Below are 21,967 nucleotides of genomic sequence, written 5' to 3'. Positions count from 1 at the left end.
ATGCCCGGAGCATAAATGGCAACGAATGATTTTCTTCCGTTCGCAGTAGGCGGATCGGCTAACGTGCTGTCTCAATCAGCATACGCTGCCCTTTCGGCGATCACAAACGGCTACTCGTCGGGCGTCGCGCAGTCGGCTGCGCTGAACAAGACGTGGCGACAGTCCAGCATCATGGCGGCCGTCCTGGCGCAGTTTATCAGCGATCAGACCGGCGCGAATTCAGCGGATGATGGAACGACGGCGACGTTGTTGGCGAACCTCAAGAAATCTATGCCCGGCCGCTTGCTTGGCATTCAGGTTTTCACCGCGAGCAGCGCCTACACGCCGGGCACATACAACGGCATTACTGCGACGAAAGCACGCGTACGGGCGATAGGGGCGGGCGGGGCGGGCGGCGGTGCTGCGGCGTCGGGCGCGTCAACGGTTTCTATCGGCGCAGGGGGATGCGCGGGCGCTTATGGCGAACTGCTTGTGACGAGCGGCCTTTCGTCGCAGACGGTGACGATTGGCGCGGGCGGAACGGGCGTATCGGGCGGCAGTACCGGCAACGCAGGCGGCTCGACAAGTTTCGGCGCATTGATGGTTTGCGGCGGCGGCCCGGGCGGAGTTTCGTCTGGTGCGGCGGCCGCGGCGCCGATTATCGCGACCCCAGGCACTGGCTCGCCTGCTGCGGTGACGGGATCGGGGACGCTCATCGTCGTAGGACGCGGCGCGCTCGGCGGTATGGGGCTCGCGATTAACGCATCGGCGGCATTCATTTCCGGACAAGGGGCAAATTCACAATGGGGCCAAGGTGGACAGCAATCGATTAGCGCGGGCCTCGGCGCTAACGGACCGGGCGCAGGCGGATCGGGCGCGCTGTCGGCGCTGAGCGGCGCGGCCGCGGCGGGCGGCCCGGGCGGTAATGGTTATTTGATCGTCGAGGAGTACGCATAATGGAAGCCAAGCAACACGCGATCGTCGAGAATGGCGTCGTAACGAACGTTGTGATTTGGGACGGCGCCACCTCCTCTTGGCAACCGCCAGAAGGAGCTTCAACTGTTCTGATAGACGGATCGCAGCCGATTGGCATCGGCTATACGACGGCGGACGGAAGTACATTCAGCCCGCCCGCCGAAGGCTGACTATCGTGCTACTGAAATGCCGCGCCGCTTGATTGACCTGTCGATGCCGCAAAGAGTCCATGCGCGTACCATGCGTTCGAGCGGAATTTCGACATATCTCCAAGAGAGCGAAGCGAAAACGACGCAGAACCCTACCGCGAGCACTAGGTAAGCAGGGGAATGCGTTCCGATTTCGCGCTGTGTATGGACGAAATACTTGTGTAGCAAAAGCAGTGCAATAGGATGCGTCAGATAGAGTGAATACGAAATGTCCCCAAGCGATGCAAGCCATTTCGGCGCAGGGACATGCGTGCTTTTCGACGCGAGCATGAGAACAAGCAGAAAAATCGCCATGATAAAGCCGGCTCGTGTCGGGCCATTGCCGTCGTAAAAACCGCTGAAATAAGCCCACACTTCAAGCGCTGCCGCACCGACGAGAGCAACATTTGCAAGAAACGTGCTGGGGAAGCTCAGACGAGTCGACGTATAAACCAGGCCGACGACCACGCCGACGAAAAACTCCCAAACCATGCAATTCCCGGTGAGGTTGAAATAGGAAAGCCGATGATGCGGGTTTAATCCAGATTCGACAGACAAACTGTGGTCGAGATATGGAATGACAAGGGAGATGGCGATGCCTATTACGAACAACGCCGGATACCGCCAGCGTCCAAACAGCAACGAGACGGCAAAGCAAGCGTAGAAGAAAATCTCAAAGTTGAGCGTCCAGCCCACGAATAGAGCAGGCGGCCCGAAATACGGTGCCATTGCGCTTAGGTCGGGCGGAATGAACAACATGCTCTTGATGGGAAGTGCATATTCGGCGAATGTCGACGACGATATGTTCGGAGAACCTGTCACCAAAAGGTAGAGAAGAGTGGCAACTATATATAGCGGCCATATCCTCGCAAGACGCTTGACAACGAAGATCATTGAGTCATGCGCGCTACCGGCCAGGTTGCGTGTCGAGACGACCATGACGATGCCGCTGATGATAAAAAACAAGTCAACGCCGCTAACGCCAGGCCAAAAAAAAGCCTGGTTCAAGGCTGCGTAGGGTGTGCCCTTCAGGTTGTCGCCAGCGTGACTGAGAACGACCAACATCGCGGCAATGCCACGCAGCGCCTGGATAAAATCCAGCTTCCTGTTTTCCATGTAAGAAATGACAAAGTCCGGTGAGGATCGGGAATGATACATCATCGACCAACAGCCGCCCCGGGGCGGTTTATTTATTCCGGGGCCACTTTTGAATAGTCCAGCGCACGCAGAGCGAAGACTCAGCCATGAAGAGAAGTTTGCGATGATCGATCAACGATTCGCTGAGTTTCAAGCGCAGATAGATCGCCGCTTCAACGGCGTCCATGAGTCCATCGAGGTCAACACGGTCCTGACGCAGCAGGCGGACGACCGATCGCGCCGGATCGAAGACAACACCCGCGCGCTCATCGAGATCTTCGATCGCGCGGGCAGGAGCGCAACGTTTTTCGCCCGTACTGCGCGCTTCGTACGCAGCGCCGCGATATGGCTCGGACCGTTTATCACGGTCGGGGGCGTCATTTGGGCCATCGCTCACGGAAAGTGGCCGACGCTGGACTGATCATGAATCTGACATCAAGCATCGTCGCCGCGAGCAGCGGAGCGGCGCAGTTACGCGCGGCGCAATGGCTCCCTCATCTCCAGGCTGCATGCGATCGATTTGCGATCAACACGCCGCGCCGCGTCGCCGCGTTCTTCCCGCAGATCGGCCATGAATCCGGCGGCCTCGTCTATATGAAAGAGATCTGGGGGCCGACGCCTGCGCAGGCACGGTATGAAGGCCGGGCCGATCTTGGCAACACGCAGGCCGGCGACGGCAAGCGATTCATGGGTCGTGGACTTATCCAAATCACCGGGCGTCGCAACTATCAGCTTGCAAGCATCGGACTCGATCTAGACCTGATAACGCATCCCGAGTTACTCGAGCAACCAGCGAACGCCGCAATGTCTGCCGCGTGGTGGTGGACGAACCACTACCTCAACGGCTATGCGGATGTCGGCCAGTTCGACCGCATTACTCGCATCATCAACGGCGGCACGAATGGCGCCGCGCAACGCCTCGCGCTTTATGGCGCGGCAAAACACGCATTGGGGATCGTATGAGCGTCGAGCAAATTCATGAGCAAAAAGAGACGTGCCAAGTCGATGTGTTCCTTCCGGGGCACGAGCCGCGCACGACGACCGCACTCTTCACGCACAGCAAGAAGTTGCTCGTCGCGCGCGAGGGTGGCCGATGCGCAGTGTGCGGTCGCACGGCGGAGGACAGCGGACATCCGTTGGAATCGCATCACCATCCGATCGAGCGGTCGCTCGCCAACATGATCGACTGGCGACGCTTCCAGAAGGATTGTGAGGCGGGTCTGTGGGGCAAGCATGCGCAGGAATTTGACTGGTCGAAGTTCTCGGCCGACGAACCGTATTCGTTCGTCGACGACCAGACGGTCAATGGACTGTTGCTGTGCGCCGACCATCACCGCGGCAAGAACGAAGGCATTCACTGGACGCCATTCCCTTACTTCGTCGCGCAGCGCTACGGCAAGGACGGCTATCAATTCACGCCGACCGAAGTCATTCACCACGAACACCTGTAGGAGGCGAGATGCAACTGGGTCAGTACTCAAAGCAACTCAGCGTTGCCGGGCTCCTTCTGCTGTGGCTCTTACTCGACGTGCTGAAGATCGATGACGCACAACTGAAGTACGCCGTGATGACGCTAGTGGGCGTGATCACCGGTTGGCATGGCATCACGAATTTGCCGCTCAAGACTTCCCAGCAGTAACTCTCCCGCCGCGTGCGCGGCAAACACTCGAAGGAAATCATCATGAAACGCTTCTCCATGCTGCTCGCGGCAGGCCTCGTCGCGCTCGTCGCCGGTTGTGCATCGACCGCCACTCAGTCGCCCGCGCAGATCGCGGCCGCAGTTCAAGTGCAGGTTGCGAAGGCATGCGCGGTCGTTCAGCCGACGCTTCTGTCGGTGCAGGCGGTTACGGTAGCGGACGCTCCTCAGCAGGCAATCCTCGCGCAACTCATCAAAGACAACGCGGCAATCTGCTCGGGCGGCGGAACGATCGATACGACCACGGTTGCGAGTCTGATCAACACCAGCATTCCTGCCGCGCTTCAGGTCGTCACGCTGCTTCCTCTCGACCCCGCGGCGAAGACGGGGGTGCAGATCGGCCTTATCGCGTTCCGGACGGCACTCTCGGCCGCTCTTGCGCCGTACGGGTCGCCGACAGCAGCGCCTGCGCCAGCGAGCGGGGCCGCCTCTGCATGAGCCGGTTCCTGACGCGCCTGACGATGCAGGCGGCCGACGACCATGACGACGGGCACTGGGCGCTCACCGCGCCGCTCGTCTACCAGTCCGACGTCGCCGGCCAGACCTTCATCGTGCCGAAGGGGTTCGCGACTGACCTTGCGTCAGTCCCGCGCCTGCCGATCGTCTTTCTGCTTACTGGCGACAGCAGCGCCGAGGCGGCCGTCGTGCACGACATGCTCTACACCGACAAGCCAGTGCCGCGCCGTGTCGCAGATGCCGTGTTGCGCGAGGCGTCTGCCGTTACTGGCGTTCCCGCATGGCGCCGCTGGCTCATGTGGGCCGGCGTGCGCGCATTCGGTTGGTCGCATTGGAAGTAATCGCTCTCTACTGGGGTTCAAATGACAATCGGACTTTCCACGGCAGTGCGCAACGCGCGCAGCACCGCCATCGTTACGCAGGCCGGCGCCAACGCAATTCTCACGCTCTACAGCGGCACGCGCCCGGCGAGCGGCGGCACGGCCACGACCGCGCTTTCGGCGCACACCTGCGCAGCAACCCTCGGCACGGTATCGAACGGCGTGCTCACGTTCGGCGCGATCGGCAACGCCACCGCGTCGGCGAGCGGCGCAGCGACGTGGGCGCGTCTTACGACCTCGGGCGGCACCTTTGTCGCTGACTTCGACGTGAGCACGACCGGCGGCGCCGGCGAGGTGCAGATGGCGAACACCTCGATTGTGTCGAGCGCGACTGTGTCCATCAGCTCGGGGTCGCTCACCGAAGGCAACGCCTAACGGCCGGAGATAGGCCGTGGCAACGACAACCCTCAACACGGCCGGGACCGGCACATACACCGCGCCGGGCGCCGGCACAATCGTCGTCGAACTGACCGGCGCGGCCGGCGGCGCATCGGGTAACGGCAACTACGGCTCGGCGGGCGCGGGCGGCGGCGCATACGCGAAAAAGACGATCGCGGTCACAGCCGGCCAAGTATTCAATTACTCGATCGGCGCGGGCGGCGTCGGCGACGGTACGGGCGCGGCGGGCGCCGATGGCGGAGATACGTGGTTCGGCTCGACGACGACCGTGCTCGCGAAAGGCGGCAAAGGCGCAGGCTATGCCGCTGGCGGCGATCTGCAAGCGTCCGCGTCGCTCGGCGGTCAAGCGTCGGCGTCGGTCGGCGATGTCGCCTATTCGGGCGGCAATGGCGGATTGGGCGGCGGCGCTGCGGGTTCGGCGACTGGCGGCGGTGGTGGCGGCGGCGGTGCGGCTGGTCCCGATGGCGCGGGTAAGAACGGCTCGACGGGTGTCGCGAACGGCGCTGGCGGTGCTGGCGGCGCTGGCGACAACGCGCTCGGCGGCGCTGGCGGAACGGCTTCGACCTCGGGCGCACCGGCCGGCAAAGCAGGCACGGCGAACACGAAGGGCGGCGGCGGCGGCTCGGGCGCGTACAACTCGCAGACGGGCGCGGCCGGAGGCAGCGGCGGCGCACCGGGCGGCGGCGGTGGCGGCTCGGACAACACCGGCACAGGCGGCACAGGCGGCGCCGGCCAGATTCTCATCACCTTTACGGCTTCGTCGACGACGACCGCGACAATCGCCGGCACGCTTGGCAATGTCACCGGCTCGCTCTCCGCCTCCGAGTCGATGTCGGCATCCGTCGCGAGCACGCTCGCGAGCGTCTCAGGTAGATTCGCGGCATCGGAGACGCTCTCCGCGTCGCTTGCCGGTCAGCTCGCCGGCGCGACCGGCGCGCTGTCGGCGTCACAGTCGATCAGCGCGTCGATCTCGGGGCAGCTCGCGAACGTCACCGGCTCGGTGTCAGCGAGCGAGTCGATCGGTGCGACGCTCGCGGGCACCCTCGTGGGAATGACGGGCGCATTCCAGGCGACCGAGGCGATACAGGCAACAGTCGCCGGCGCGCTGTCCAGTGTGACGGGCGCGCTTGCCGCGAGCGAGCTCATCGCGGCATCACTCGCGGGCCAGCTCGCCGGCGTCACCGGCAGCTTTTCGGCGAATGCGATCAGCGGCTCGGGCGCGGTTATTGTCGGCCGGCTCGATGACGTGACTGGCTCGTTCTCCGCTTTGCAGACCATCGCTGGCGTGATGATCTCTGGCGCGCTTGCGGGTGTCTCTGGCGCGTTCTCGGCCAGTGAGAGCATGAGTGCGTCGCTCTCGGGCGCGTTGGATGGCGCGACGGCAAGCATAGTCGTTGTTTCCGTCTCGCCCATCACACACGTCTCGGCGGCGCCGATTCGCATCGCTGTTCAGGCTGAAGGTCGGAGTGTGATCGTTTCGCCCGAGACGAGATCGACGATCCACCGATCCGAAACGCGCGTCATCTTCACGGCATCGGAGACGCGTCGCTTTTTCATTACCTCAGAGACACGCCTGAAGGTCGTCTCGCAAGCGCAGTGAACCGGGGAGGTCAGATGCAGAGCTTTACGAAGGACCCGATCGCGGTCCTTGATTTCGAGTGGGACTGGTCGGCTTGGTTGGCTTCCGGCGAGACGATCGCCGAAGCATCGGCGATAGCCACAAACGGTCTCACCGTCAATTCGTCGACGGTCTCGGGCGCGCGCGTTTCTGCGTGGATCTCAGGCGGCACGTCCGGCCAGACGTGCGCGGTCAAGTGTCAAGTGAGAACCTCTGCCGGACGAACCGACGCACGATCAATCCTGATCTCTGTTGAGGGCAGATAGGATCGGGCGTCGGCTTCGAACGCGCCTTAAAGGCTGGGCGCGATCGACGCTTCCTTTTCATTGCGGCTCAGCGAGGCGGAAACAAACGCGGCCTTCGCCCAATCGAATGCGATCTGCCCCGCATGTTGCACGCTCAGGCCCGAAAAGGCGCAGAAGTGGTCGAAGTCTTCTAACACGGTATGGCCGTACTTATTGCGCGGCAATGGGTCCGGCAGGATGGTGACGAGAAGTTCTTCAGGGTTTCCGTAGCACATGGCTTGTCTCCTTCGTTAACGGAGAGTAAGCACGAGTGGTTCCTGCTCCAGATTCATCGTCCGTCCCGATCGCCCTCGTCCAAAGGCACGGGAGTGGCACACGTCTCGACGTCGCATGCTGCTATCCCGCATAGTGAACGAAAGTCACCGTGCCTTCCGTCTGTGCCCTTTGTTTCTTTTTTTTATCCAAGTAGTCGTACATAATCAAAGCCTTTTCACCGGCCATTAACCATATAGGTAGTATCACGGTTAAACCAACCCAGAAAATAGGCGAGAGAATTGGATCGCCAACTACGCTGACCCACCAAATCGAGTCGTATGGGAATTTTTGGAGACCAGGATGATTCGCGTATGCGGATCCAATCGCTACCACCGGTGCGCCCAGCATGGCGGCAAGAAATGCGTTAAGTGCCAAATTGTGGTTGCCGTATATAATATCAGCCTCCTTCTCATTTGCCGTGTCGGATCGCGTTTCCATATCACGGATTATTTTAGCTTGGCGCTTCTCTCTTCTACTTAATTTAGCCATCATTTTTCCCTCGGTCTCTAAGGTCTGGCGGTAAAAAAAGGCCCGCTAGCGGCAAAGCCGGCGGGCACGAGGCTCAAATTTGAGAGTCGCTATGCAAGAGGACTCACGACCTAGTCTAGTGCCTCCTACATAGATCTCAAGTGTCGGCGCTTCGGCGCCGACTGGTCGTCCGTCCCAATGGCCAGAACCGAAAACGCACAGCCGAACTGCGCGCGTGCGGTCGCGAACTCGCTCACCGCCGACACTGTCGACACGAAGCGCCAGATCCTCGCACACGACCTTGCGGTCGCAAAGAATTGCCCATCGAAATAAAAGCCTTGCGGATGTGTCGCTCTATACTGGGTCTGCCATTCATGCCGGAGCGTGATATGACAGACTTGGAACGTGCGCAGGGGATTGTTGTGCAGATGGAGCTTTTAGTGGCGGCGGAGCGCATTTATCCAAGCCGCATTCTCGTGTCAAGGCTGGATTGCCAGCTTGCCAAGGTTGCGCTTGATAAAGTCGCCCCGCGACAAGTCGCCTTTGCAGGCATACAAACGTTGAGCGTCGGAGCGTATCTGCGTCTCAAAGGCCGAATTGACCGTATCGAGGAATGGTTGACGCAGAGGGGAAGATAGAGGCACGAAAAAAAAGCCCGCCGGTCGAACGGCCTAACGGGCACGAAGGGTCTTGCGTGATGAGTTCGCCATGCGCGCCGACTCAAAAACCAGCTTAGTACGTTCTGAGCGAACTGCAAGTGAACGGAATGCCTAGCGGGCGAAAAAACCCGCCAGTCAAGGAGACCTAGTGGGACGATCGGATTAGGCCAACTGGGCGCTTAAGGAAAAGCGTCCTCATAAAGGGTAGGAGATCCTGCAGCAATTCCCCGGCCAAAATGAAGCCCGCCGAGAATGACCCGGCGGGCAATCAGGGGTGATGCGGAGCATGCCATGCTCTAACATGCCCGCACCCAGTCTGACTGCTCCGTTGACGCCTTGTTCGCCGAAAAAAATCTTGGGGACCTGCCGGTCACGAAATGTCTTCCGGAGATTCCGGTTCCTTGATCCATTCCAGTATTTCGGCACGTGTGCCGTAGCGGGGCTTGTCCAGCCATCGGATCAAGTCCGGCGACCACTCCGCCCAAATGTATTCTTTCGGATCGAACTCCTCGTCGAGCCGTCCCGTTCCGTTCTCGCACAGGAACGCATAAATCACCCGGTGCCCATTCCAGAAGGCCGTCATATCATCCGTCAACTCTGCGCTAGTGGCACGCGGCTGTTCCCGCAAAAGCGCCCCGAGCTGCACGGTGAATTCGTCGAAGTTCATTGCCTTCTCCGGAACGATCGTTGCTAGAAGTGTAGCGACCGAAAGTCGGAGGTGCATCATGGTCAACCCACTATTCAAGGACCCGGGACGCGACGGCGAGATCGCGCGCGCCCTCAACGTGGCGCTGCAAGCGCTGGTTGTGCATCACGGAATGAAGGCCATCAGCGAAGGAGAAAATATAACGATGAATTTCGCCGCGCCGATTGAAACCGTGAGACGAGCATTAGAGATACTCGGCGTGCGCCGTGACGAAATCCTGCCGTACATGGCGGCAGCCACGCACGATTGACGAGCCACCGTTCCGGTCGGCGGCTCAGATTCCCATAACGAAATACTGCCCCGGCAAAAAGCCCGGCGCGCGGCCGGGCAATATCCGAAAAGCCGGGCGCGGATGCGTGCGCCCGTCGACATACTCTCGCACATCGCGGCCGCGCTCAATCCGCGTCGTCGAAATTGTTGACTTCGCCTTTCGAAACGCGCGCGCCTTCGCCAGCTCCACCCATCGCCTGTACCAAGCCAGGGAAGTAGACGTCGCATCGCTCGTGCGCGCTCGACGCCTGACGTCTCGGACAACTCGCGAGTTCGGCGCCGAGATCCGTCATTGGGAAGTCAGGGCCAAGCCTCTGTACCAGCCGCGCAAGCAAATACCTTCCCTTCCGCTCGCACCTCGTGCATGCGACCTCAATGTGCGTTGTTCGCGCAGCGACATCGCCCAGGTCGACGGCTCCGTTTCCCACGTCTGGAATCATCCTTCAATACTGTACGGATGAACAGTATATCCATGTGGCATGGATACTTTCCGAGTCGGCTTGAACACTTCCATTGTTGCATTCGTTATACTGTGTTTACGTACAGTGCGGGTGGAAGCACCATTTGGGACGCACGGATATTAGGAATCCCACTTCCGGAATATTAGGAGAGGGATATTTCTCCGATTCGAAAGCCCCGTCTGGTAAGGTTTAGCGAGTGAAAAAGATCGAATTCATATGCTCACTGTCCATCATCTCAACAATTCCCGTTCGCAGCGTGTGCTCTGGATGCTGGAGGAACTCGGCGTCGAGTATGAACTGAAGCGGTATCAACGCGATCCGAAGACGATGCTTGCGCCGCCCGAACTGCGTGCGGTGCATCCGCTCGGCAAGTCGCCGGTCATCACCGACGAGGGTCTCACGATCGCCGAGTCGGGTGCGATCATCGAGTATCTGGTCGATCGTTATGGCAAGGGCCGCTTTGCGCCGCCCCACGGCGCGACGCCGGAGCGCGTGCGCTACAACTACTGGATGCACTATGCGGAAGGCTCGGCGATGCCGCCGCTGCTGCTCAAGCTGGTGGCACTGCGTATCGGCAGCGCGCGGATGCCGTTTTTCGTGAAGCCCATCGCACGCCGGATCGCTCAGACGATGCAAAGCAGTTTCATCGACCCTCAGCTCAAGCTGCACTTTGGGTATGTCGAGGCGGAACTCGCCAAGTCGGCGTGGTTCGTCGGGGACGCGTTCACCGCCGCCGATGTGCAGATGAGTTTTCCGCTCGAAGCTGCCAGTCATCGCGCCGGGGCCAAGGCGCTTCCCCATGTTCGCGCGTTCCTCGAACGCATTCATGCGCGAGATGCGTATCAGCGGGCGCTGGCGCGTGGGGGGAAGTACGACTTTGCCGATTGAGGGCGGCGGTTGGGCGGCTTGATCCGATGAGTTTGCGCTTCACAGAGGCCCAAACCGTCCAAAACCCGCGACCCGCCGAGCGTCATGCGTACAATTGCGCCTACCCTCCCCAACCCCATGCGCTGACGCGCAAACAAAAGGCTGAGCATGGCCCGCATCGTCCCCGACGACTGGAAGAATCTCGAAGCGACCGGCGCCGCCGTGCGCGAACTCGAGACGCTGTCGCTCCTGGAACAGCTCCCCGACGACTACACCGTGTATCACGGCGTTCACTGGACCCGCATCAACGAGGGGTTCTCGGTCTTCGGCGAAGCGGACTTCGTCGTCGTGGCGCCGTCGGGCCGCGTGCTCGTCATTGAACAGAAGGCGGGCTTCCTGCGCGAAACGCCGTCCGGGCTGGTGAAGGTCTATCTGCAAAAGGAACGCAACGTCGCCGTGCAGCTCGCACGCACGCTGGAAAATCTCCATCGGCGCTTCACCGCGGCGTTCGGCGCAGGCACCTATCGCATCGAAGAACTCCTGTACTGCCCCGACTACACGGTCAAGGACGACTCCATCGCAGGCGTGCCGCCCGCCCGTATCGTCGACGCGAGCCGCAAGCGCAAGCTGCCCGCAGTCGTGCTCGACATCCTGCCGCCCGACGAACCGCGCTTCGAATCGTCGGCTCGCATCCATCACTTCCTCGCCGACGAACTCGCGCTCACGCCCGATACGAACGCGCTCGTCGGGCAGGCCGACATGCTCGTCACGCGCCTGTCCGGCGGCCTCGCGACCTGGGCGCGCCGGCTCGAATTCGAGCCGTTCCGTCTGCGCGTGATCGGCACGGCCGGCTCGGGCAAGACGCAACTCGCCGTGCAGGTCATGCGCGATGCAGTCGCGAAGGGCAAGAGCGTGCTGTACGTCTGCTTCAACCGGCCGCTTGCCGATCACATCCGGCTCGTCGCGCCCGCCGAAGCGAAGATCGCCAACTATCATCAACTGAGCGCGGCGGTTGCGCGCGATGCGGGCAGTCCGCCCGACTTCAGCCAGCCGAACGCGTTCGCGACGCTCGAAGAACGCTTCGCGAACGTCGAGGTGCCGGAGCACTGGACGTTCGACGTGTTGATCGTCGACGAGGGGCAGGATTTTCACGCGGCGTGGGTCGATGCGCTCGCGCGGCTTCTGAAGCCCGAGGGCGCCTGGTGGTGGCTCGAAGACCCGATGCAGAATCTGTACTTTCGCGAGCCCGTTCCGCTGCCCGGCTGGACGACGCTGCGCGAGAGCACCAATTACCGCAGCCCGCGCGATCTGCTCGCGTACATCCGGCGCATCGTCGGCAACGAAGTGCGGCTCGATGCGGGTAGTCCCTTCGACGGCTCCGAGGTCAGCATGTCGACCTACGCAAGCGGTCACGTCGACGAAGTGATCGAGGCGACCAAGCGCGCGATCACGCAGGCGCTCTCGCTCGGCTTTCGCAAGCAGGACATCGCGGTGCTGTCGTTTCGCGGGCGCGAAGGCTCGGTGCTGACCGCGGTCGAGCAACTCGGCCCGCACCGGTTGCGCCGTTTCACCGGCGGCTATGATCTCTTCGGCAATCCGGAATACCGCGAGGGCGACGTGCTGCTCGAATCGATCTATCGCTTCAAGGGGCAGTCGGCGCCGTGCGTGATCCTGACCGAAGTCGATTTCGATGCGCTCGACGAGCAGGCCGCGCGCAAGTTCTTCGTCGGCGCGACGCGTGCGACGATGAAGCTGATCGTCGTGGCGTCGGAGCGCGCCGCGAAGGCGTTCGACGAGGCGCACTGATGGCGGTTCCAACCTTGCGCATCGCCGCCCTGTGGCTGCTCCTGGCGAGCGCGCCGCTGGCTCGCGCGGCGCCGCCCCTCGCGCTCGAAGTGCAGGGAAAAATTTCAAGAACGAACGACGCGTCGCACACGGTCTATCGCATTTCCGAGGCGGAACTGTTGAAGCTTCCGGTGCATACGATCGTCACCTCGACGCGCTGGACGCCCAGGTCGACCTTCACCGGCCCGCTTTTTTCCGACGTGCTGAAACTCGTCGGCGCGACGGGCCGCACGGTCGACTTCGTCACGCTCGACGACTACACGGTCAGCATGCCCGCGAACAACGCCGAGGCTTACGGCGCGATCCTCGCCTACACGATGAACGGCAAGCGCCTCGAAGTGCGCGACTTCGGCCCGTTCTTTCTCGTCTATCCCCGCGACGCGTATCCGTCGGAACTGACGGGCGCGGCCGCCGACGCCCGATTCGTATGGCAGGTCAAAGCACTGATCCTCAAATGACGCGCCCGTGGTACCGGCGCGTGTGGTACGCGGCGCTGATCGCGCTCGCGATCGCGCCGCCTATCGGCGCCGTCGCCTACATGCTCTACACGGGCCTGCTCGTGGAGCAGACGCCGCATGAGATCGTCATGGCCTACGACGGTTTCTACTGGGACGCCGCGCAACTGGAGATCGCCTACGGGCGTTTCGCGGACCAGGTGCTGCTGTATCGCGGCGGCATCGACGAGGACGCCGGCGCGGTCCGCCTGCGCTACCAGATCGTCGAATCGAAGCTCAACGTCGTCGCCGGGTCCACGAAGATGCTCGGTACCCACGAGGCGTTGCGCAACCGGCAAGAAGAAATCCTGCGCCAGCTGGCAAATGCGATCGAATCGATTTCGTCCGATGTCGATACGATCGAGGAAGACCCGCAGCACACGTTGCGCATCGTGGGCGTGCTGCGGCAGAACCTCGCGGCGGTCACCGAACTGTCGAACGGCCGGCGCATGGTGGATGTGGCCGAGCGCGAAGGCATCGTGAGCGACTTCGAGGCCAAGCGTCGCTATCTGATCTATGGCGGCATCCTCCTCGCGCTGCTCTCGGCGGCGGCGACCACGCTGCTGCTCCTGAACGGCTACCGGCGCACGCGCCTGATCGAGCAGCAGCGCGCCGCACTCGCGGCCGAACATCAGGCGACGCGCGCCGCGCGCGAGGCGAGCGTCGCGAAGGACACGTTCCTCGGCATGATCAGCCACGAACTGCGCACGCCGTTGCATGCGATCGTATCGTCGGTGGAATTGCTGGGCCTGAGCCTGCGCGAGGACGCGGACCGCCGGATCATCCAGCGTCTGGAAACCGGCGCGCGTCATCTCGAAGCGCAGATGCGCGACCTGACCGACTACGCGCGGCTCGGCGCCGGCAAGCTCGAACTGCGCATGACGGTGTTCGATCCGCTCGAACTGCTCGATTCCATCGTCGATGCGAACACGCCGGCCGCGACGGCAAAGGGCCTCGAACTACGCGGCGAGTTTCTCGGGCAGCGCGGCCCGATGGAGAGCGACCAGCATCGTCTCAGGCAGATCGTGACGAACCTCGTCACCAACGCGATCAAGTACACCGACGCAGGTTCGATCGACGTGCGCTTCGAGCGCACCGACGACCGCCTCGACATCTCGGTGATCGACACCGGCCCCGGCATCGCGCGCGAGCAGCTTCCGCTGATCTTCCAGGAGTTCACGCAACTCGATTCGTCGAGCACGCGCCGGTTCGACGGCGCGGGCATGGGGCTCGCGGTCGTGCGCGGACTCGTCGATCTGCTCGGCGGCAGGATCGAGGTGTCGAGCGAAGTCGGGCAGGGCGCGGCGTTTCGCGTGAACCTGCCGGCCGCGTCGGCCGACAGGCTGCCGGAGCGCCGCGAACAGGCCGCCGAGAGCGCGCCGTTCAGGAAGTCGCGCGTGCTCGTGATCGACGACCACGAATCGATCCGCGAGTCGCTCACGGAAATGCTCACGCATCTCGGCTACGCCGCCGTCGCCATGGGCGACGTGGACAGTGCGCTCGCTTGGCTCGCGTCGAATCAGGCCGACGTGATCCTCGCGGACCTGCACATGCCCGGCAAGGACGGCTATTCGTTCGCGCAGGAGTATCGCGCGCGGCTCGCGCCCGGCGCGAGCGTGCCGATCATCGCGGTGAGCGCCTACGCGCCCGAACTCGTCGATCCGGCCGCGACGATCCTGTTCTTCGATTACCTGCTGAAGCCGGTGCGCTACGAGGTGCTCAAGGGCGCGGTGGCGCGCGCGGTATCGGCGACGCGACGCATCGCGTGAACGCTCGTGTTCAAGCTCAGGCGCGCAGCAGGCGCTTGGAGAGATCGGCCACCAGAATGGCGAGGCGAGCCGGCTTTTCGAAGCACGCGACGTTGTAGTCGCGGATCACCTGGCTGATGTCGGACTCGCTTGCCTTGCCGGTCGTGAGTTCGCCCGTGAGGACGAAGACCGGCGCGTCCGGGTTGTCGGATTCGCGCACCGCGCGAATCGCGCCCGCCGACGTATGCGCGCCGAACAGCCAGTCGATCACGACCGCATCGAACACCTGCGTCTGCAGCGATTCGAGGAACGTGTCGAGCTGGTAGAACGCGATGGCCGTGAAACCCGTGCACTCCAGATAGTCGTGCAGATTGTCGGCCGAGGCCTGATCGTCGTCGACAACCGCGATCACCGGCTTTTCCATGTCCGCGCGACGCGGCTGGATCTCGATCTTGTGGACGTCGAACGCTTCGTGCAGCAACACGCCCTCGTGCTTCGTCACGAGCCAGCGATTGTTCAGCTTTTGCACGATGAAGTCGGGACGGCTGCCCGCGTCGAGCGCCGCGCCGACCCACGCCGTGCAGGGGATTTCCGCCGAGCCGATCTTGAAGACGGCGTCGTGAGCGGTGCCTTCGGTGTCGTCGACGCTGGCATTTTTTGCATCGAAGAGCTGGAGCGCGGGTTCGTCGAACGCATCGGCGACACGGCGGATCTGCGTGAGCGTCCACGGACTGTTGCCGCGCAGCTTGCGATGGCCCTGCGAGAAACTGAGGTCGAGGATGCGGCATAGCTCGGCGGTCTGCTGCCGCTTGCCGATGCCATGGCGGCTCATGAGTTCGCGCACGCGCTCCGCGACGGCGAGCGATTCCGATGAAGATGTTTCAGTGACCATTGCCGGTTCGACGAAGAGAGGGGCGCCCCGTTCCCGCAAGCGCGGTCCGCGAGGGTGTGATGCGGCGTCATTGTAAAGCGGAACGGTCCGGGCCCGTGTGCGGGATGCAATGGAAGCGGCCGGAACCCGGTCCGGCCGCTTCATACGGTCATGGGCTTTGCCGGTGCAAAGCCCGCAGGCGCTTACTGACTGCCGGAAGCCGGCGCGTCCATCGTCGACGCGCCCTTCTTCTGCGTCTTCTTGTGCGACATGCCGGACTTCGACGAACCCATCGAGTTGCCGCCGGTTGCGTTGGAGTTCGCGCCGGTTTCGCCATTCGCGTTCGGCGTGCTCATGCCGGTGCCGCCCTGGCCCGCGCCGTTGCCGCCCGCGGTGCCGCCGCCCGCGCCACCGCCGCCGCCGGCCTGCGCATACGCGCCTCCGGACAGGCCGAGGATGAGCGCCGATATCAGCAGGCCTTGTGTTGCCTTCGTAGCGAGTTTCATGGTCATCTCCTTGAGTGTGGATAGGAGTCGCATTCAGTGCGATGCGACCCGCATGACCTTCACTGCAATCGTCGTGCCTCGCCAGAAAGCGCTAGTCACGCGCGACAAAAACACGCGCCGCCGATGTCGTCGCGTCCGGCCGAATCCGACGGCGACCCCGTGCAAATGGTAATCTTTGGCATCAGTCGGTTCTTTTTCGGGGCCGCATCGATCGCACACGGATTTCGTCGAAATTCGCCTCCGCGCGCAGCACGCCGGACCTTTCTGGCGCGACACCGGGCGGAACGCATCGCGCCATGCTTCGCAACCGACTGCCTTTGTCTCGTCACGCGTTCGCCTCGGGTGCGATCCGCCGCGCGGCCACGCGCGAATCCGCGAGCCTCGATGCTCGCCCGAAAACAACCGAATAACCGGCATCGCCGCCCGCACGTCCAGTCGCCATGCCTTGCATGCGAAGGCGGTACGGTCTTTCAGGCGATGACCTGCAGTGCTGCCACCGGGTACTCCCACACGGCGGTGTTTTTTTACGAACGACCGGGAGATGAAGATGAGCCACGCTGACACTCTGGAACGGCGCATCTGCCCTGTATGCAAGCGCTTTCCCGCGGGATACGCGGACAGCGACGTCTGCCTGATTTGCGGTGCCGATACGGTCCCTGTGTCGGAAGCGGCCGGGGGGAAACACCGCGCGGATGCGACGCAGCCGGCAACCCGCGCGCCGCGTCCCCGTGCCGAACGGTCGCATCCGGATTCGGGCGGCGGCGTGTTTTTTCCTTTCGACGGCGATCGTCCGGAACGCAAGCCTGTGTGGCCCTATGTGCTCGCCGTTCTGGGCGCGGCCTTGTTCATCACTGTTTACTTTCGTCACGAAAGTCCGCAGCCGCAGCAGGCGCTGCAACCGGAAATCGAATCGCAGCGCGGTTACGATTCCGGTGCGGTCGTCGCGCCGCCTGCCGTCGCCGCAGCGAACGCGCCACCGCAGACGGCCACGCACGCGCGTCCCACTTCCACACCCGCAACGGCAGCGGGCAATGCCGGCGGCGAATCGATTGCGGACTCTGCTTCGCCGGAAGCTGCCGGCACGGTTACTTCCGCGATGACCGATGCGGCACCCGCCAGGCCCGCTGCCGCTGTTCCCGCGCCGAAAGCGGAGACGCCGCCGGCGAAGAATGCCGTCACCGCGTCGGAGATGAACATCGTGAACAGCGTGCGTTACTCCCTGAAGCAGGGCGACCTCACCGACGCGCGCGAGCGCTTCGAACGGCTGCGCCAGGGCGTACAGGCGCGCCCGGAGGGTCGGCAGGTATCGGACGAATTGATCCGGCGCGAGCGCGAACGCGATGCCGCCTTGCAGCGCGCGCGATACTGCGAAGCGGGCAAGGACTGGTCCTGCATGGCGCAGAACGCCGCACACGCAAAGGATCTCGATTCGGGCAGCGCGCAGTCGCAGGTCATGCTCTCGATGGCGACGAGTCAGCTTCGGTGGGCGAGGAACACGCGGCCCGCGCCGTCGAGAAGCGTCGCGCCGACGCCCGCGCGCCCGGTTGCCGCGAGCCAGTGATGTTCAGGCGCGATGCAGCGATTGCTCGCAAAAACTCAGGCAGGCATAGACGACGGAGCTAGCATGACTACGGGTTCTGGTTTGGCCGACGGTCCGCTGAAAGAAACATCCGGGGCGCTGCACACGCTCGTCGGATACCTCGAACTATCGCTCGACACGGGGAAAGGCGTCGTCATGATGCGTCGCGATCCCGACGTCTTTTCCGTCTGGCTCGGCAATCCTGAGAACGAGGACGAGAAACTGAAGAGCCACGCGACCATCACTGCGGCGGTGGCGAACGAGATCCTCGAACTGACGCAGGGCGGTGTCAACCGGCTGACTGTCGGCGACCAGACATACCGCTTTTTCAGGAGCTTTACGCAGATCGCCGATGTCGGCGCGGTGGTCTTCGTTGCCGCGTAGATGACCGGAAGCGCGCGTCGATCCTGTCTCACCATGTCGCCGACGGCTGCGACCGTGAGAGCGTCAAGGCATATCCCGTTCGTCGGAAGCGCAACATGATCGCTACGCCGCGGGACGACCGCCGTCGCCTGTCTCTTCCTCGATGACGATCGTATTCGCCATCCGGTCGTGCCATCCCTGTCTTCGTTCGTTGAACAGAATCGGCAGGAAGCCCGCACCGCACGTCGCGAAGCAGATCAGGTAACCGACCGTGCGCAGGGCGGCCTGCTTCGCGGTCATCCGCAGCCCGCTATCCGCATCGACAATTTTCAGATGCAGCGCCCGCTTGCCCGGCGAAGTGCCCCAGACGACCCACATCACGCCGGTCAGCAATATCGGCACGCATTGCGCGAGCAGGGTCCACAGAAGGATCGTCGCGACGAGCGACTCCGGTTGCGCGAGCAGTTCCTCCGTCGACGGACCGAGCGGCACGAAAAGCACGATCACGGTCCACCAGAGCGAATCGATGCCCAATGCGCTCATGCGCCGGGCGTGGCTGGCGTATGGAATCGATGATGGTACGAAGCGATGCCCGGAGGGCGCATGTGTCATAGTTCGGCCAGTTACTCTGCGCAAAAAACATAGGGTGACATTAGAACAAATCCTGGCGTGCATGCCGCACGTCATCGTCAAGACATCAACGATCGCAGAGGTCCGCTTGTCCATTCGACGACTCGAGCAAGCGCGCCGTTTGCTGGCACTGGCGCAAACCGGCTTGCACTACACCGAAGGCGCATTCGACAAGGAGCGCTATCAGGAGATCGCCGCCATCGCCCACGCGCAGCTTGGCGAACTCGCCGACATGGACGCGGAGCAAGTCGCTAACCTGTTCGCACATGAAGCGGGCTACGCGAACCCGAAGCTCGACGTTCGGTGCGCCGTGTTCAACGACGCCGGCGAAGTCCTGCTGGTACGCGAGGCGGCGGACGGATTGTGGTCACTTCCCGGCGGCTGGGCGGATGTCGGCGCGTCGCCGGCCGAAAACGCCGCCAGGGAAGTGCGCGAGGAAAGCGGATACACGGTGACCGTGGAGCGCCTGCTCGCGGTGTGGGATACGGCGAAGCATCCCCATCCGCCTTCGGTCTTTCATATCTGGAAGCTCATGTTTCTCGGCAGGATCGTGAGCGCGGGCGATGTCATCGGCGTCGAAACGAACGGCGTCGGCTTTTTCGCGATCGACGCGTTGCCGCCGCTGTCGCTCGGGCGAATCCTGCCCGAGCAGATTCGACGGCTCGACGCGCTTCGACGCGATGGCGGCATCGCGTTCGACTGACGAGGGGGCAGCGATTCGCGTCGGGCCGCCGTTCACGACGCGTCGTCCTGCTCCAGCGCTTTGGGCTGCGTCTCGTCGAGGATCCGGAGCTTTTCGTCGATATCCGCGAGCGGATGGCCGCTCGCGCGGACTTCGGCGACGAGCCGGTGCGCGTAGGAGCGACAGTTCTCCAATGTTCCATGCAACTCGGGCTCGCTTTTGAGCACGGACACGGCCGCTTCCATTTCGGCCGGCGTGTCGCTCAGCAGCGCGGCGACGACCTCCTGCGGCGGGATGGGCGACGAGTGACTGCGCAACTGGCGCATCCAGTCGGTCGCATGGAGCGTGGCGCGCCGTCGATGCTCGCGGGCCTCGGCCGCATCGAGCGCCGAGAGGCTTTGGCGGTTGTTTTCGAGCGCGGAACGCCAGAGCGTCATCACATTGCCGCGCATCTCCGCAATCGCGGCGCCGAGAGCCGCCGTCTCGCCGCCCGTCATGAGACGCCGGTCTTCGAGCGCATCGAGCCGCTCGCGAAAGCCATTCAGAAAGGGATGCCAGTCCGCGGGGAGTTCATTGTGAGCGTAGAACTCGCTCGTGAGATCCGTCAGCTCCTTGCGAATCTCGGCGGCCGTCTGGTGGTCGGCGAGACGCGCTTCGTACACGTCCTTCGACGTCACGACCTGTCGATGCAGCGGGAATAGCGGATTGTTATAACGGCGCTGCAAATGCCGCTCGATGGCGCCCGGTGTCGCGCTCCACTTCCACTGAGGCAGGGCGTGAGCGTCGAACTCGGGCAGGCCGCGGACCATTTCCCGGAAAAGGGGCATGGCGTGCTCGGTGGCATTGCGCAGGCACGCGGCTACACGGATGTCGTTGCCTTCCAGATCGCCGCCGGCACGACCGTAGTAGGGCGAATCCGGCGCCTGAAGCAGGAAGCCTGTCGCGAGCACGAACTCCATCGGCAGTTCCAGCGGCTGTCCTTCGAGCAGGAAACTGCGTTGTTCGACAGGCGTGGCGTCGAAGGACTGAATGAGGCGGTTCTCCAGTTCGATCAACGCGTCCAGCACGTCGCCCGTCGCGGGCTGGGCTTCGTCCGCGAGCAGGCAGAAAGTATCGCGCGCCATCCGCGCCGCGACCACGCCGTGCTTTTCGGCGAAGAGCCAGAACCAGAGCGCGAGCGCGTAGCCCTTGGTCGCGCTTTGGGCGGTGTTCTCGACTTCCGGCGTGAACACGATGCCGGCCATGTTCCAGTTGGAAAAAGGCGGAGCGTCCGCCCTCATGAGCATGCCCAGCAGTTTGCGCAGCGCGCCGTAAGTGTCCGAGGCCGAGTCGGACGCGCCCTGAGAAGGCGATGATTTGTTCCAGAACTTCCAGTCCACGTTGTCCTCAACTGAGCAAAGGAACACGATTCGGGGCGCGATACGCGCGCGCTTTGAGGTCTCGCCAATCATCGCGGTTTGCGTGCGCGCAGGCAAGGTCCGCCTCGTAACGACGCACGAGCGCTTTGGTCAGAGCAATCCGTCCGCTTGCGCCGGTTCGGGCGCGGCCGCCGTCACGGCAACGATCCACTTTCGTTATCGCGTCATCATCAAGTCGAATTGTCCGGCTATTGCCACTTCACTATAGTGGCTTCACTCGTGAAGACAACAGGACAAGGAGACGCGATGAACCAGGTCGATCTGGCAGGACGCACGGTGGTGATTACGGGAGGCGCGCGCGGCATCGGCTATGCGGTCGCGCAACGGTCGCTCAAGTCGGGCGCGCAGGTCGCGCTCTGGGACATCGACGCCGAGCGCCTTCAGCGCGCCGCCGACGAACTCGACGGCGCGAAGAGCGTCAGCGCGACGGTGGTCGAACTCACCGACGAGGCATCGGTCGAGGCCGCCGTGCAGAAGACGCTCGCCGCGCACGGCAAGATCGACGTGCTGGTCAACAACGCGGGCATCACGGGCGGCAACGGCTCGACGTGGGAACTCGCGCCTGACGTGTGGCGCCGGGTCATCGACGTGAATTTGATCGGCCCGTTTCTCACGTGTCGCGCGATCGTGCCGCACATGCTGAAGAACGGCTACGGGCGGATCGTCAATATCGCGTCTGTCGCGGGCAAGGAAGGCAATCCGAACGCGTCGCACTACAGCGCGTCGAAGGCGGGGCTGATCGGGCTCACCAAGTCGCTCGGCAAGGAACTCGCGACGAAGAACATCCTCGTCAACGCCGTCACCCCGGCCGCCGCAAAGACCGAGATCTTCGATTCGATGTCGCAGCAGCACATCGACTACATGCTCTCCAAGATTCCGATGAACCGCTTCCTGCTGCCGGAGGAAGCCGCTTCGCTGATCCTCTGGCTCTCGTCCGAAGACTGCGCGTTCAGCACCGGCGCCGTGTTCGATTTGTCGGGCGGACGCGCCACCTACTAGGCGCGGCGCGACG

30 protein-coding genes are annotated in these 21,967 nt (G+C 63.1%); 22 read left to right on the top strand and 8 right to left on the bottom strand.

Annotated elements, in window-relative coordinates; genetic code table 11:
* The first annotated feature begins 15 nt into the window (after window positions 1-15).
* Window positions 16-936: a hypothetical protein gene (locus AWB66_RS07335; protein WP_087629614.1), complete on the top strand. Its 921-nt coding sequence runs from the start codon at window positions 16-18 to the stop codon at window positions 934-936.
* A complete protein-coding gene (locus AWB66_RS07330) occupies window positions 936-1,124 on the top strand; it encodes a hypothetical protein (protein WP_087629613.1) in 189 nt (62 codons plus the stop codon). The genes AWB66_RS07335 and AWB66_RS07330 overlap by 1 nt, the downstream gene beginning before the upstream one ends.
* On the opposite strand, the gene AWB66_RS07325 is transcribed toward AWB66_RS07330, so the two are convergent.
* Window positions 1,125-2,303: an acyltransferase family protein gene (locus AWB66_RS07325; RefSeq protein WP_087629612.1), complete on the bottom strand. Its 1,179-nt coding sequence runs from the start codon at window positions 2,301-2,303 to the stop codon at window positions 1,125-1,127.
* A gap of 100 nt (window positions 2,304-2,403) precedes the next feature.
* Here AWB66_RS07325 and AWB66_RS07320 point away from each other — a divergent pair, with 100 nt between their 5' ends.
* The 9 genes from AWB66_RS07320 to AWB66_RS35265 are packed head-to-tail and all read left to right on the top strand — an operon-like array spanning window position 2,404 to window position 7,094.
* Window positions 2,404-2,700: a hypothetical protein gene (locus AWB66_RS07320; protein ID WP_087629611.1), complete on the top strand. Its 297-nt coding sequence runs from the start codon at window positions 2,404-2,406 to the stop codon at window positions 2,698-2,700.
* Between the two features lie 2 nt (window positions 2,701-2,702).
* Window positions 2,703-3,242 carry a glycoside hydrolase family 19 protein gene (locus tag AWB66_RS07315; protein ID WP_087629610.1) on the top strand — a complete coding sequence of 180 codons (540 nt, stop codon included), beginning with the start codon at window positions 2,703-2,705 and terminating at the stop codon, window positions 3,240-3,242.
* Window positions 3,239-3,730 (top strand): hypothetical protein, encoded by a 492-nt coding sequence (locus AWB66_RS07310; protein WP_087629609.1) that lies wholly within the window; start codon window positions 3,239-3,241, stop codon window positions 3,728-3,730. The genes AWB66_RS07315 and AWB66_RS07310 overlap by 4 nt, the downstream gene beginning before the upstream one ends.
* A gap of 8 nt (window positions 3,731-3,738) precedes the next feature.
* Window positions 3,739-3,918, top strand: coding sequence for a hypothetical protein (locus tag AWB66_RS07305; protein WP_087629608.1), 180 nt, complete (start codon window positions 3,739-3,741; stop codon window positions 3,916-3,918).
* Between the two features lie 42 nt (window positions 3,919-3,960).
* Window positions 3,961-4,413, top strand: coding sequence for a hypothetical protein (locus AWB66_RS07300; RefSeq protein WP_087629607.1), 453 nt, complete (start codon window positions 3,961-3,963; stop codon window positions 4,411-4,413).
* Window positions 4,410-4,772, top strand: coding sequence for a DUF1353 domain-containing protein (locus tag AWB66_RS07295; protein ID WP_200818939.1), 363 nt, complete (start codon window positions 4,410-4,412; stop codon window positions 4,770-4,772). The genes AWB66_RS07300 and AWB66_RS07295 overlap by 4 nt, the downstream gene beginning before the upstream one ends.
* 21 nt (window positions 4,773-4,793) lie before the next feature.
* Complete coding sequence (locus AWB66_RS07290; protein ID WP_087629606.1) at window positions 4,794-5,186, top strand: hypothetical protein; 393 nt, start codon at window positions 4,794-4,796, stop codon at window positions 5,184-5,186.
* Window positions 5,187-5,202: 16 nt separating this feature from the next.
* The gene (locus tag AWB66_RS07285) at window positions 5,203-6,810 is read left to right on the top strand and encodes a glycine-rich domain-containing protein (protein WP_087629605.1); all 1,608 of its coding nucleotides are present in this window, start codon (window positions 5,203-5,205) and stop codon (window positions 6,808-6,810) included.
* Window positions 6,811-6,824: 14 nt separating this feature from the next.
* Window positions 6,825-7,094 carry a phage fiber-tail adaptor protein gene (locus AWB66_RS35265; RefSeq protein ID WP_456151189.1) on the top strand — a complete coding sequence of 90 codons (270 nt, stop codon included), beginning with the start codon at window positions 6,825-6,827 and terminating at the stop codon, window positions 7,092-7,094.
* Between the two features lie 26 nt (window positions 7,095-7,120).
* Here AWB66_RS35265 and AWB66_RS07275 read toward each other — a convergent pair whose 3' ends face one another.
* Window positions 7,121-7,348, bottom strand: a complete 228-nt coding sequence (locus AWB66_RS07275) for a hypothetical protein (RefSeq protein WP_087629603.1) — start codon at window positions 7,346-7,348, stop codon at window positions 7,121-7,123.
* A 121-nt stretch (window positions 7,349-7,469) separates the two neighbouring features.
* Window positions 7,470-7,880, bottom strand: coding sequence for a hypothetical protein (locus AWB66_RS07270; protein ID WP_087629602.1), 411 nt, complete (start codon window positions 7,878-7,880; stop codon window positions 7,470-7,472).
* Between the two features lie 365 nt (window positions 7,881-8,245).
* On the opposite strand from AWB66_RS07270, the gene AWB66_RS07265 reads away from it, so the two are divergent.
* Entirely contained in the window at window positions 8,246-8,494 is a 249-nt protein-coding gene (locus AWB66_RS07265; protein ID WP_125469674.1) for a hypothetical protein, read from the top strand.
* Window positions 8,495-8,885: 391 nt separating this feature from the next.
* On the opposite strand, the gene AWB66_RS07260 is transcribed toward AWB66_RS07265, so the two are convergent.
* The gene (locus AWB66_RS07260; protein ID WP_125469673.1) at window positions 8,886-9,182 is read right to left on the bottom strand and encodes a hypothetical protein; all 297 of its coding nucleotides are present in this window, start codon (window positions 9,180-9,182) and stop codon (window positions 8,886-8,888) included.
* A gap of 58 nt (window positions 9,183-9,240) precedes the next feature.
* Here AWB66_RS07260 and AWB66_RS07255 point away from each other — a divergent pair, with 58 nt between their 5' ends.
* The 5 genes from AWB66_RS07255 (at window position 9,241) to AWB66_RS07230 (ending at window position 14,927) form a co-directional block, all read left to right on the top strand.
* Window positions 9,241-9,471, top strand: a complete 231-nt coding sequence (locus AWB66_RS07255) for a hypothetical protein (protein WP_087629599.1) — start codon at window positions 9,241-9,243, stop codon at window positions 9,469-9,471.
* A gap of 697 nt (window positions 9,472-10,168) precedes the next feature.
* Entirely contained in the window at window positions 10,169-10,840 is a 672-nt protein-coding gene (locus AWB66_RS07245) for a glutathione S-transferase family protein (RefSeq protein ID WP_087629598.1), read from the top strand.
* Window positions 10,841-10,987: 147 nt separating this feature from the next.
* Window positions 10,988-12,625 carry an ATP-binding domain-containing protein gene (locus tag AWB66_RS07240; protein WP_087629597.1) on the top strand — a complete coding sequence of 546 codons (1,638 nt, stop codon included), beginning with the start codon at window positions 10,988-10,990 and terminating at the stop codon, window positions 12,623-12,625.
* Complete coding sequence (locus AWB66_RS07235; RefSeq protein ID WP_087629596.1) at window positions 12,625-13,122, top strand: putative pterin-binding protein; 498 nt, start codon at window positions 12,625-12,627, stop codon at window positions 13,120-13,122. The genes AWB66_RS07240 and AWB66_RS07235 overlap by 1 nt, the downstream gene beginning before the upstream one ends.
* The gene (locus AWB66_RS07230; protein WP_235021026.1) at window positions 13,119-14,927 is read left to right on the top strand and encodes an ATP-binding response regulator; all 1,809 of its coding nucleotides are present in this window, start codon (window positions 13,119-13,121) and stop codon (window positions 14,925-14,927) included. Before AWB66_RS07235 ends, AWB66_RS07230 begins: the two co-directional genes overlap by 4 nt.
* Window positions 14,928-14,943: 16 nt before the next feature.
* On the opposite strand, the gene AWB66_RS07225 is transcribed toward AWB66_RS07230, so the two are convergent.
* Together AWB66_RS07225 and AWB66_RS07220 are read right to left on the bottom strand one after the other, a co-directional pair.
* Entirely contained in the window at window positions 14,944-15,798 is an 855-nt protein-coding gene (locus AWB66_RS07225; RefSeq protein ID WP_087629594.1) for a helix-turn-helix domain-containing protein, read from the bottom strand.
* A 182-nt stretch (window positions 15,799-15,980) separates the two neighbouring features.
* Window positions 15,981-16,283, bottom strand: coding sequence for a hypothetical protein (locus AWB66_RS07220; RefSeq protein ID WP_087629593.1), 303 nt, complete (start codon window positions 16,281-16,283; stop codon window positions 15,981-15,983).
* Between the two features lie 547 nt (window positions 16,284-16,830).
* Between AWB66_RS07220 and AWB66_RS07215 the strand changes: the two genes are divergently transcribed.
* Together AWB66_RS07215 and AWB66_RS07210 are read left to right on the top strand one after the other, a co-directional pair.
* Complete coding sequence (locus AWB66_RS07215) at window positions 16,831-17,844, top strand: hypothetical protein (RefSeq protein ID WP_125469672.1); 1,014 nt, start codon at window positions 16,831-16,833, stop codon at window positions 17,842-17,844.
* Between the two features lie 63 nt (window positions 17,845-17,907).
* On the top strand, window positions 17,908-18,246 hold the full coding sequence (locus tag AWB66_RS07210) for a hypothetical protein (protein ID WP_087629591.1): 339 nt from the start codon (window positions 17,908-17,910) through the stop codon (window positions 18,244-18,246).
* A gap of 102 nt (window positions 18,247-18,348) precedes the next feature.
* Here AWB66_RS07210 and AWB66_RS07205 read toward each other — a convergent pair whose 3' ends face one another.
* Window positions 18,349-18,837, bottom strand: coding sequence for an RDD family protein (locus AWB66_RS07205; protein WP_268811140.1), 489 nt, complete (start codon window positions 18,835-18,837; stop codon window positions 18,349-18,351).
* Window positions 18,838-18,943: 106 nt separating this feature from the next.
* On the opposite strand from AWB66_RS07205, the gene AWB66_RS07200 reads away from it, so the two are divergent.
* Window positions 18,944-19,558, top strand: a complete 615-nt coding sequence (locus AWB66_RS07200) for an NUDIX hydrolase (RefSeq protein WP_235021024.1) — start codon at window positions 18,944-18,946, stop codon at window positions 19,556-19,558.
* Window positions 19,559-19,590: 32 nt separating this feature from the next.
* Here AWB66_RS07200 and AWB66_RS07195 read toward each other — a convergent pair whose 3' ends face one another.
* Complete coding sequence (locus AWB66_RS07195) at window positions 19,591-20,817, bottom strand: tryptophan leader peptide (protein WP_235021023.1); 1,227 nt, start codon at window positions 20,815-20,817, stop codon at window positions 19,591-19,593.
* Window positions 20,818-20,893: 76 nt separating this feature from the next.
* Between AWB66_RS07195 and AWB66_RS33985 the strand changes: the two genes are divergently transcribed.
* Window positions 20,894-21,163 carry a hypothetical protein gene (locus AWB66_RS33985; protein ID WP_200818948.1) on the top strand — a complete coding sequence of 90 codons (270 nt, stop codon included), beginning with the start codon at window positions 20,894-20,896 and terminating at the stop codon, window positions 21,161-21,163.
* Between the two features lie 38 nt (window positions 21,164-21,201).
* Complete coding sequence (locus AWB66_RS07190; protein ID WP_087629589.1) at window positions 21,202-21,954, top strand: SDR family NAD(P)-dependent oxidoreductase; 753 nt, start codon at window positions 21,202-21,204, stop codon at window positions 21,952-21,954.
* The last annotated feature ends 13 nt before the right edge of the window (window positions 21,955-21,967 follow it).

It is taken from the genome of Caballeronia telluris (genome assembly GCF_001544495.1).
Lineage (GTDB): Bacteria > Pseudomonadota > Gammaproteobacteria > Burkholderiales > Burkholderiaceae > Caballeronia > Caballeronia telluris.
The sequence above is the reverse complement of the archived record's forward strand: the minus strand, read 5'-3'. Positions and strand labels throughout refer to the sequence as shown.

Coding starts and splice junctions, on each gene's coding strand:
- AWB66_RS07335 (WP_087629614.1), top strand. CDS start 16: ATGGCAACGAATGATTTTCTTCCGTTCGCAGTAGGCGGATCGGCTAAC.
- AWB66_RS07330 (WP_087629613.1), top strand. CDS start 936: ATGGAAGCCAAGCAACACGCGATCGTCGAGAATGGCGTCGTAACGAAC.
- AWB66_RS07325 (WP_087629612.1), bottom strand. CDS start 2,303: ATGATGTATCATTCCCGATCCTCACCGGACTTTGTCATTTCTTACATG.
- AWB66_RS07320 (WP_087629611.1), top strand. CDS start 2,404: ATGATCGATCAACGATTCGCTGAGTTTCAAGCGCAGATAGATCGCCGC.
- AWB66_RS07315 (WP_087629610.1), top strand. CDS start 2,703: ATGAATCTGACATCAAGCATCGTCGCCGCGAGCAGCGGAGCGGCGCAG.
- AWB66_RS07310 (WP_087629609.1), top strand. CDS start 3,239: ATGAGCGTCGAGCAAATTCATGAGCAAAAAGAGACGTGCCAAGTCGAT.
- AWB66_RS07305 (WP_087629608.1), top strand. CDS start 3,739: ATGCAACTGGGTCAGTACTCAAAGCAACTCAGCGTTGCCGGGCTCCTT.
- AWB66_RS07300 (WP_087629607.1), top strand. CDS start 3,961: ATGAAACGCTTCTCCATGCTGCTCGCGGCAGGCCTCGTCGCGCTCGTC.
- AWB66_RS07295 (WP_200818939.1), top strand. CDS start 4,410: ATGAGCCGGTTCCTGACGCGCCTGACGATGCAGGCGGCCGACGACCAT.
- AWB66_RS07290 (WP_087629606.1), top strand. CDS start 4,794: ATGACAATCGGACTTTCCACGGCAGTGCGCAACGCGCGCAGCACCGCC.
- AWB66_RS35265 (WP_456151189.1), top strand. CDS start 6,825: ATGCAGAGCTTTACGAAGGACCCGATCGCGGTCCTTGATTTCGAGTGG.
- AWB66_RS07275 (WP_087629603.1), bottom strand. CDS start 7,348: ATGTGCTACGGAAACCCTGAAGAACTTCTCGTCACCATCCTGCCGGAC.
- AWB66_RS07270 (WP_087629602.1), bottom strand. CDS start 7,880: ATGATGGCTAAATTAAGTAGAAGAGAGAAGCGCCAAGCTAAAATAATC.
- AWB66_RS07265 (WP_125469674.1), top strand. CDS start 8,246: ATGACAGACTTGGAACGTGCGCAGGGGATTGTTGTGCAGATGGAGCTT.
- AWB66_RS07260 (WP_125469673.1), bottom strand. CDS start 9,182: ATGAACTTCGACGAATTCACCGTGCAGCTCGGGGCGCTTTTGCGGGAA.
- AWB66_RS07255 (WP_087629599.1), top strand. CDS start 9,241: ATGGTCAACCCACTATTCAAGGACCCGGGACGCGACGGCGAGATCGCG.
- AWB66_RS07245 (WP_087629598.1), top strand. CDS start 10,169: ATGCTCACTGTCCATCATCTCAACAATTCCCGTTCGCAGCGTGTGCTC.
- AWB66_RS07240 (WP_087629597.1), top strand. CDS start 10,988: ATGGCCCGCATCGTCCCCGACGACTGGAAGAATCTCGAAGCGACCGGC.
- AWB66_RS07235 (WP_087629596.1), top strand. CDS start 12,625: ATGGCGGTTCCAACCTTGCGCATCGCCGCCCTGTGGCTGCTCCTGGCG.
- AWB66_RS07230 (WP_235021026.1), top strand. CDS start 13,119: ATGACGCGCCCGTGGTACCGGCGCGTGTGGTACGCGGCGCTGATCGCG.
- AWB66_RS07225 (WP_087629594.1), bottom strand. CDS start 15,798: ATGGTCACTGAAACATCTTCATCGGAATCGCTCGCCGTCGCGGAGCGC.
- AWB66_RS07220 (WP_087629593.1), bottom strand. CDS start 16,283: ATGAAACTCGCTACGAAGGCAACACAAGGCCTGCTGATATCGGCGCTC.
- AWB66_RS07215 (WP_125469672.1), top strand. CDS start 16,831: ATGAGCCACGCTGACACTCTGGAACGGCGCATCTGCCCTGTATGCAAG.
- AWB66_RS07210 (WP_087629591.1), top strand. CDS start 17,908: ATGACTACGGGTTCTGGTTTGGCCGACGGTCCGCTGAAAGAAACATCC.
- AWB66_RS07205 (WP_268811140.1), bottom strand. CDS start 18,837: ATGACACATGCGCCCTCCGGGCATCGCTTCGTACCATCATCGATTCCA.
- AWB66_RS07195 (WP_235021023.1), bottom strand. CDS start 20,817: ATGAGGGCGGACGCTCCGCCTTTTTCCAACTGGAACATGGCCGGCATC.
- AWB66_RS07190 (WP_087629589.1), top strand. CDS start 21,202: ATGAACCAGGTCGATCTGGCAGGACGCACGGTGGTGATTACGGGAGGC.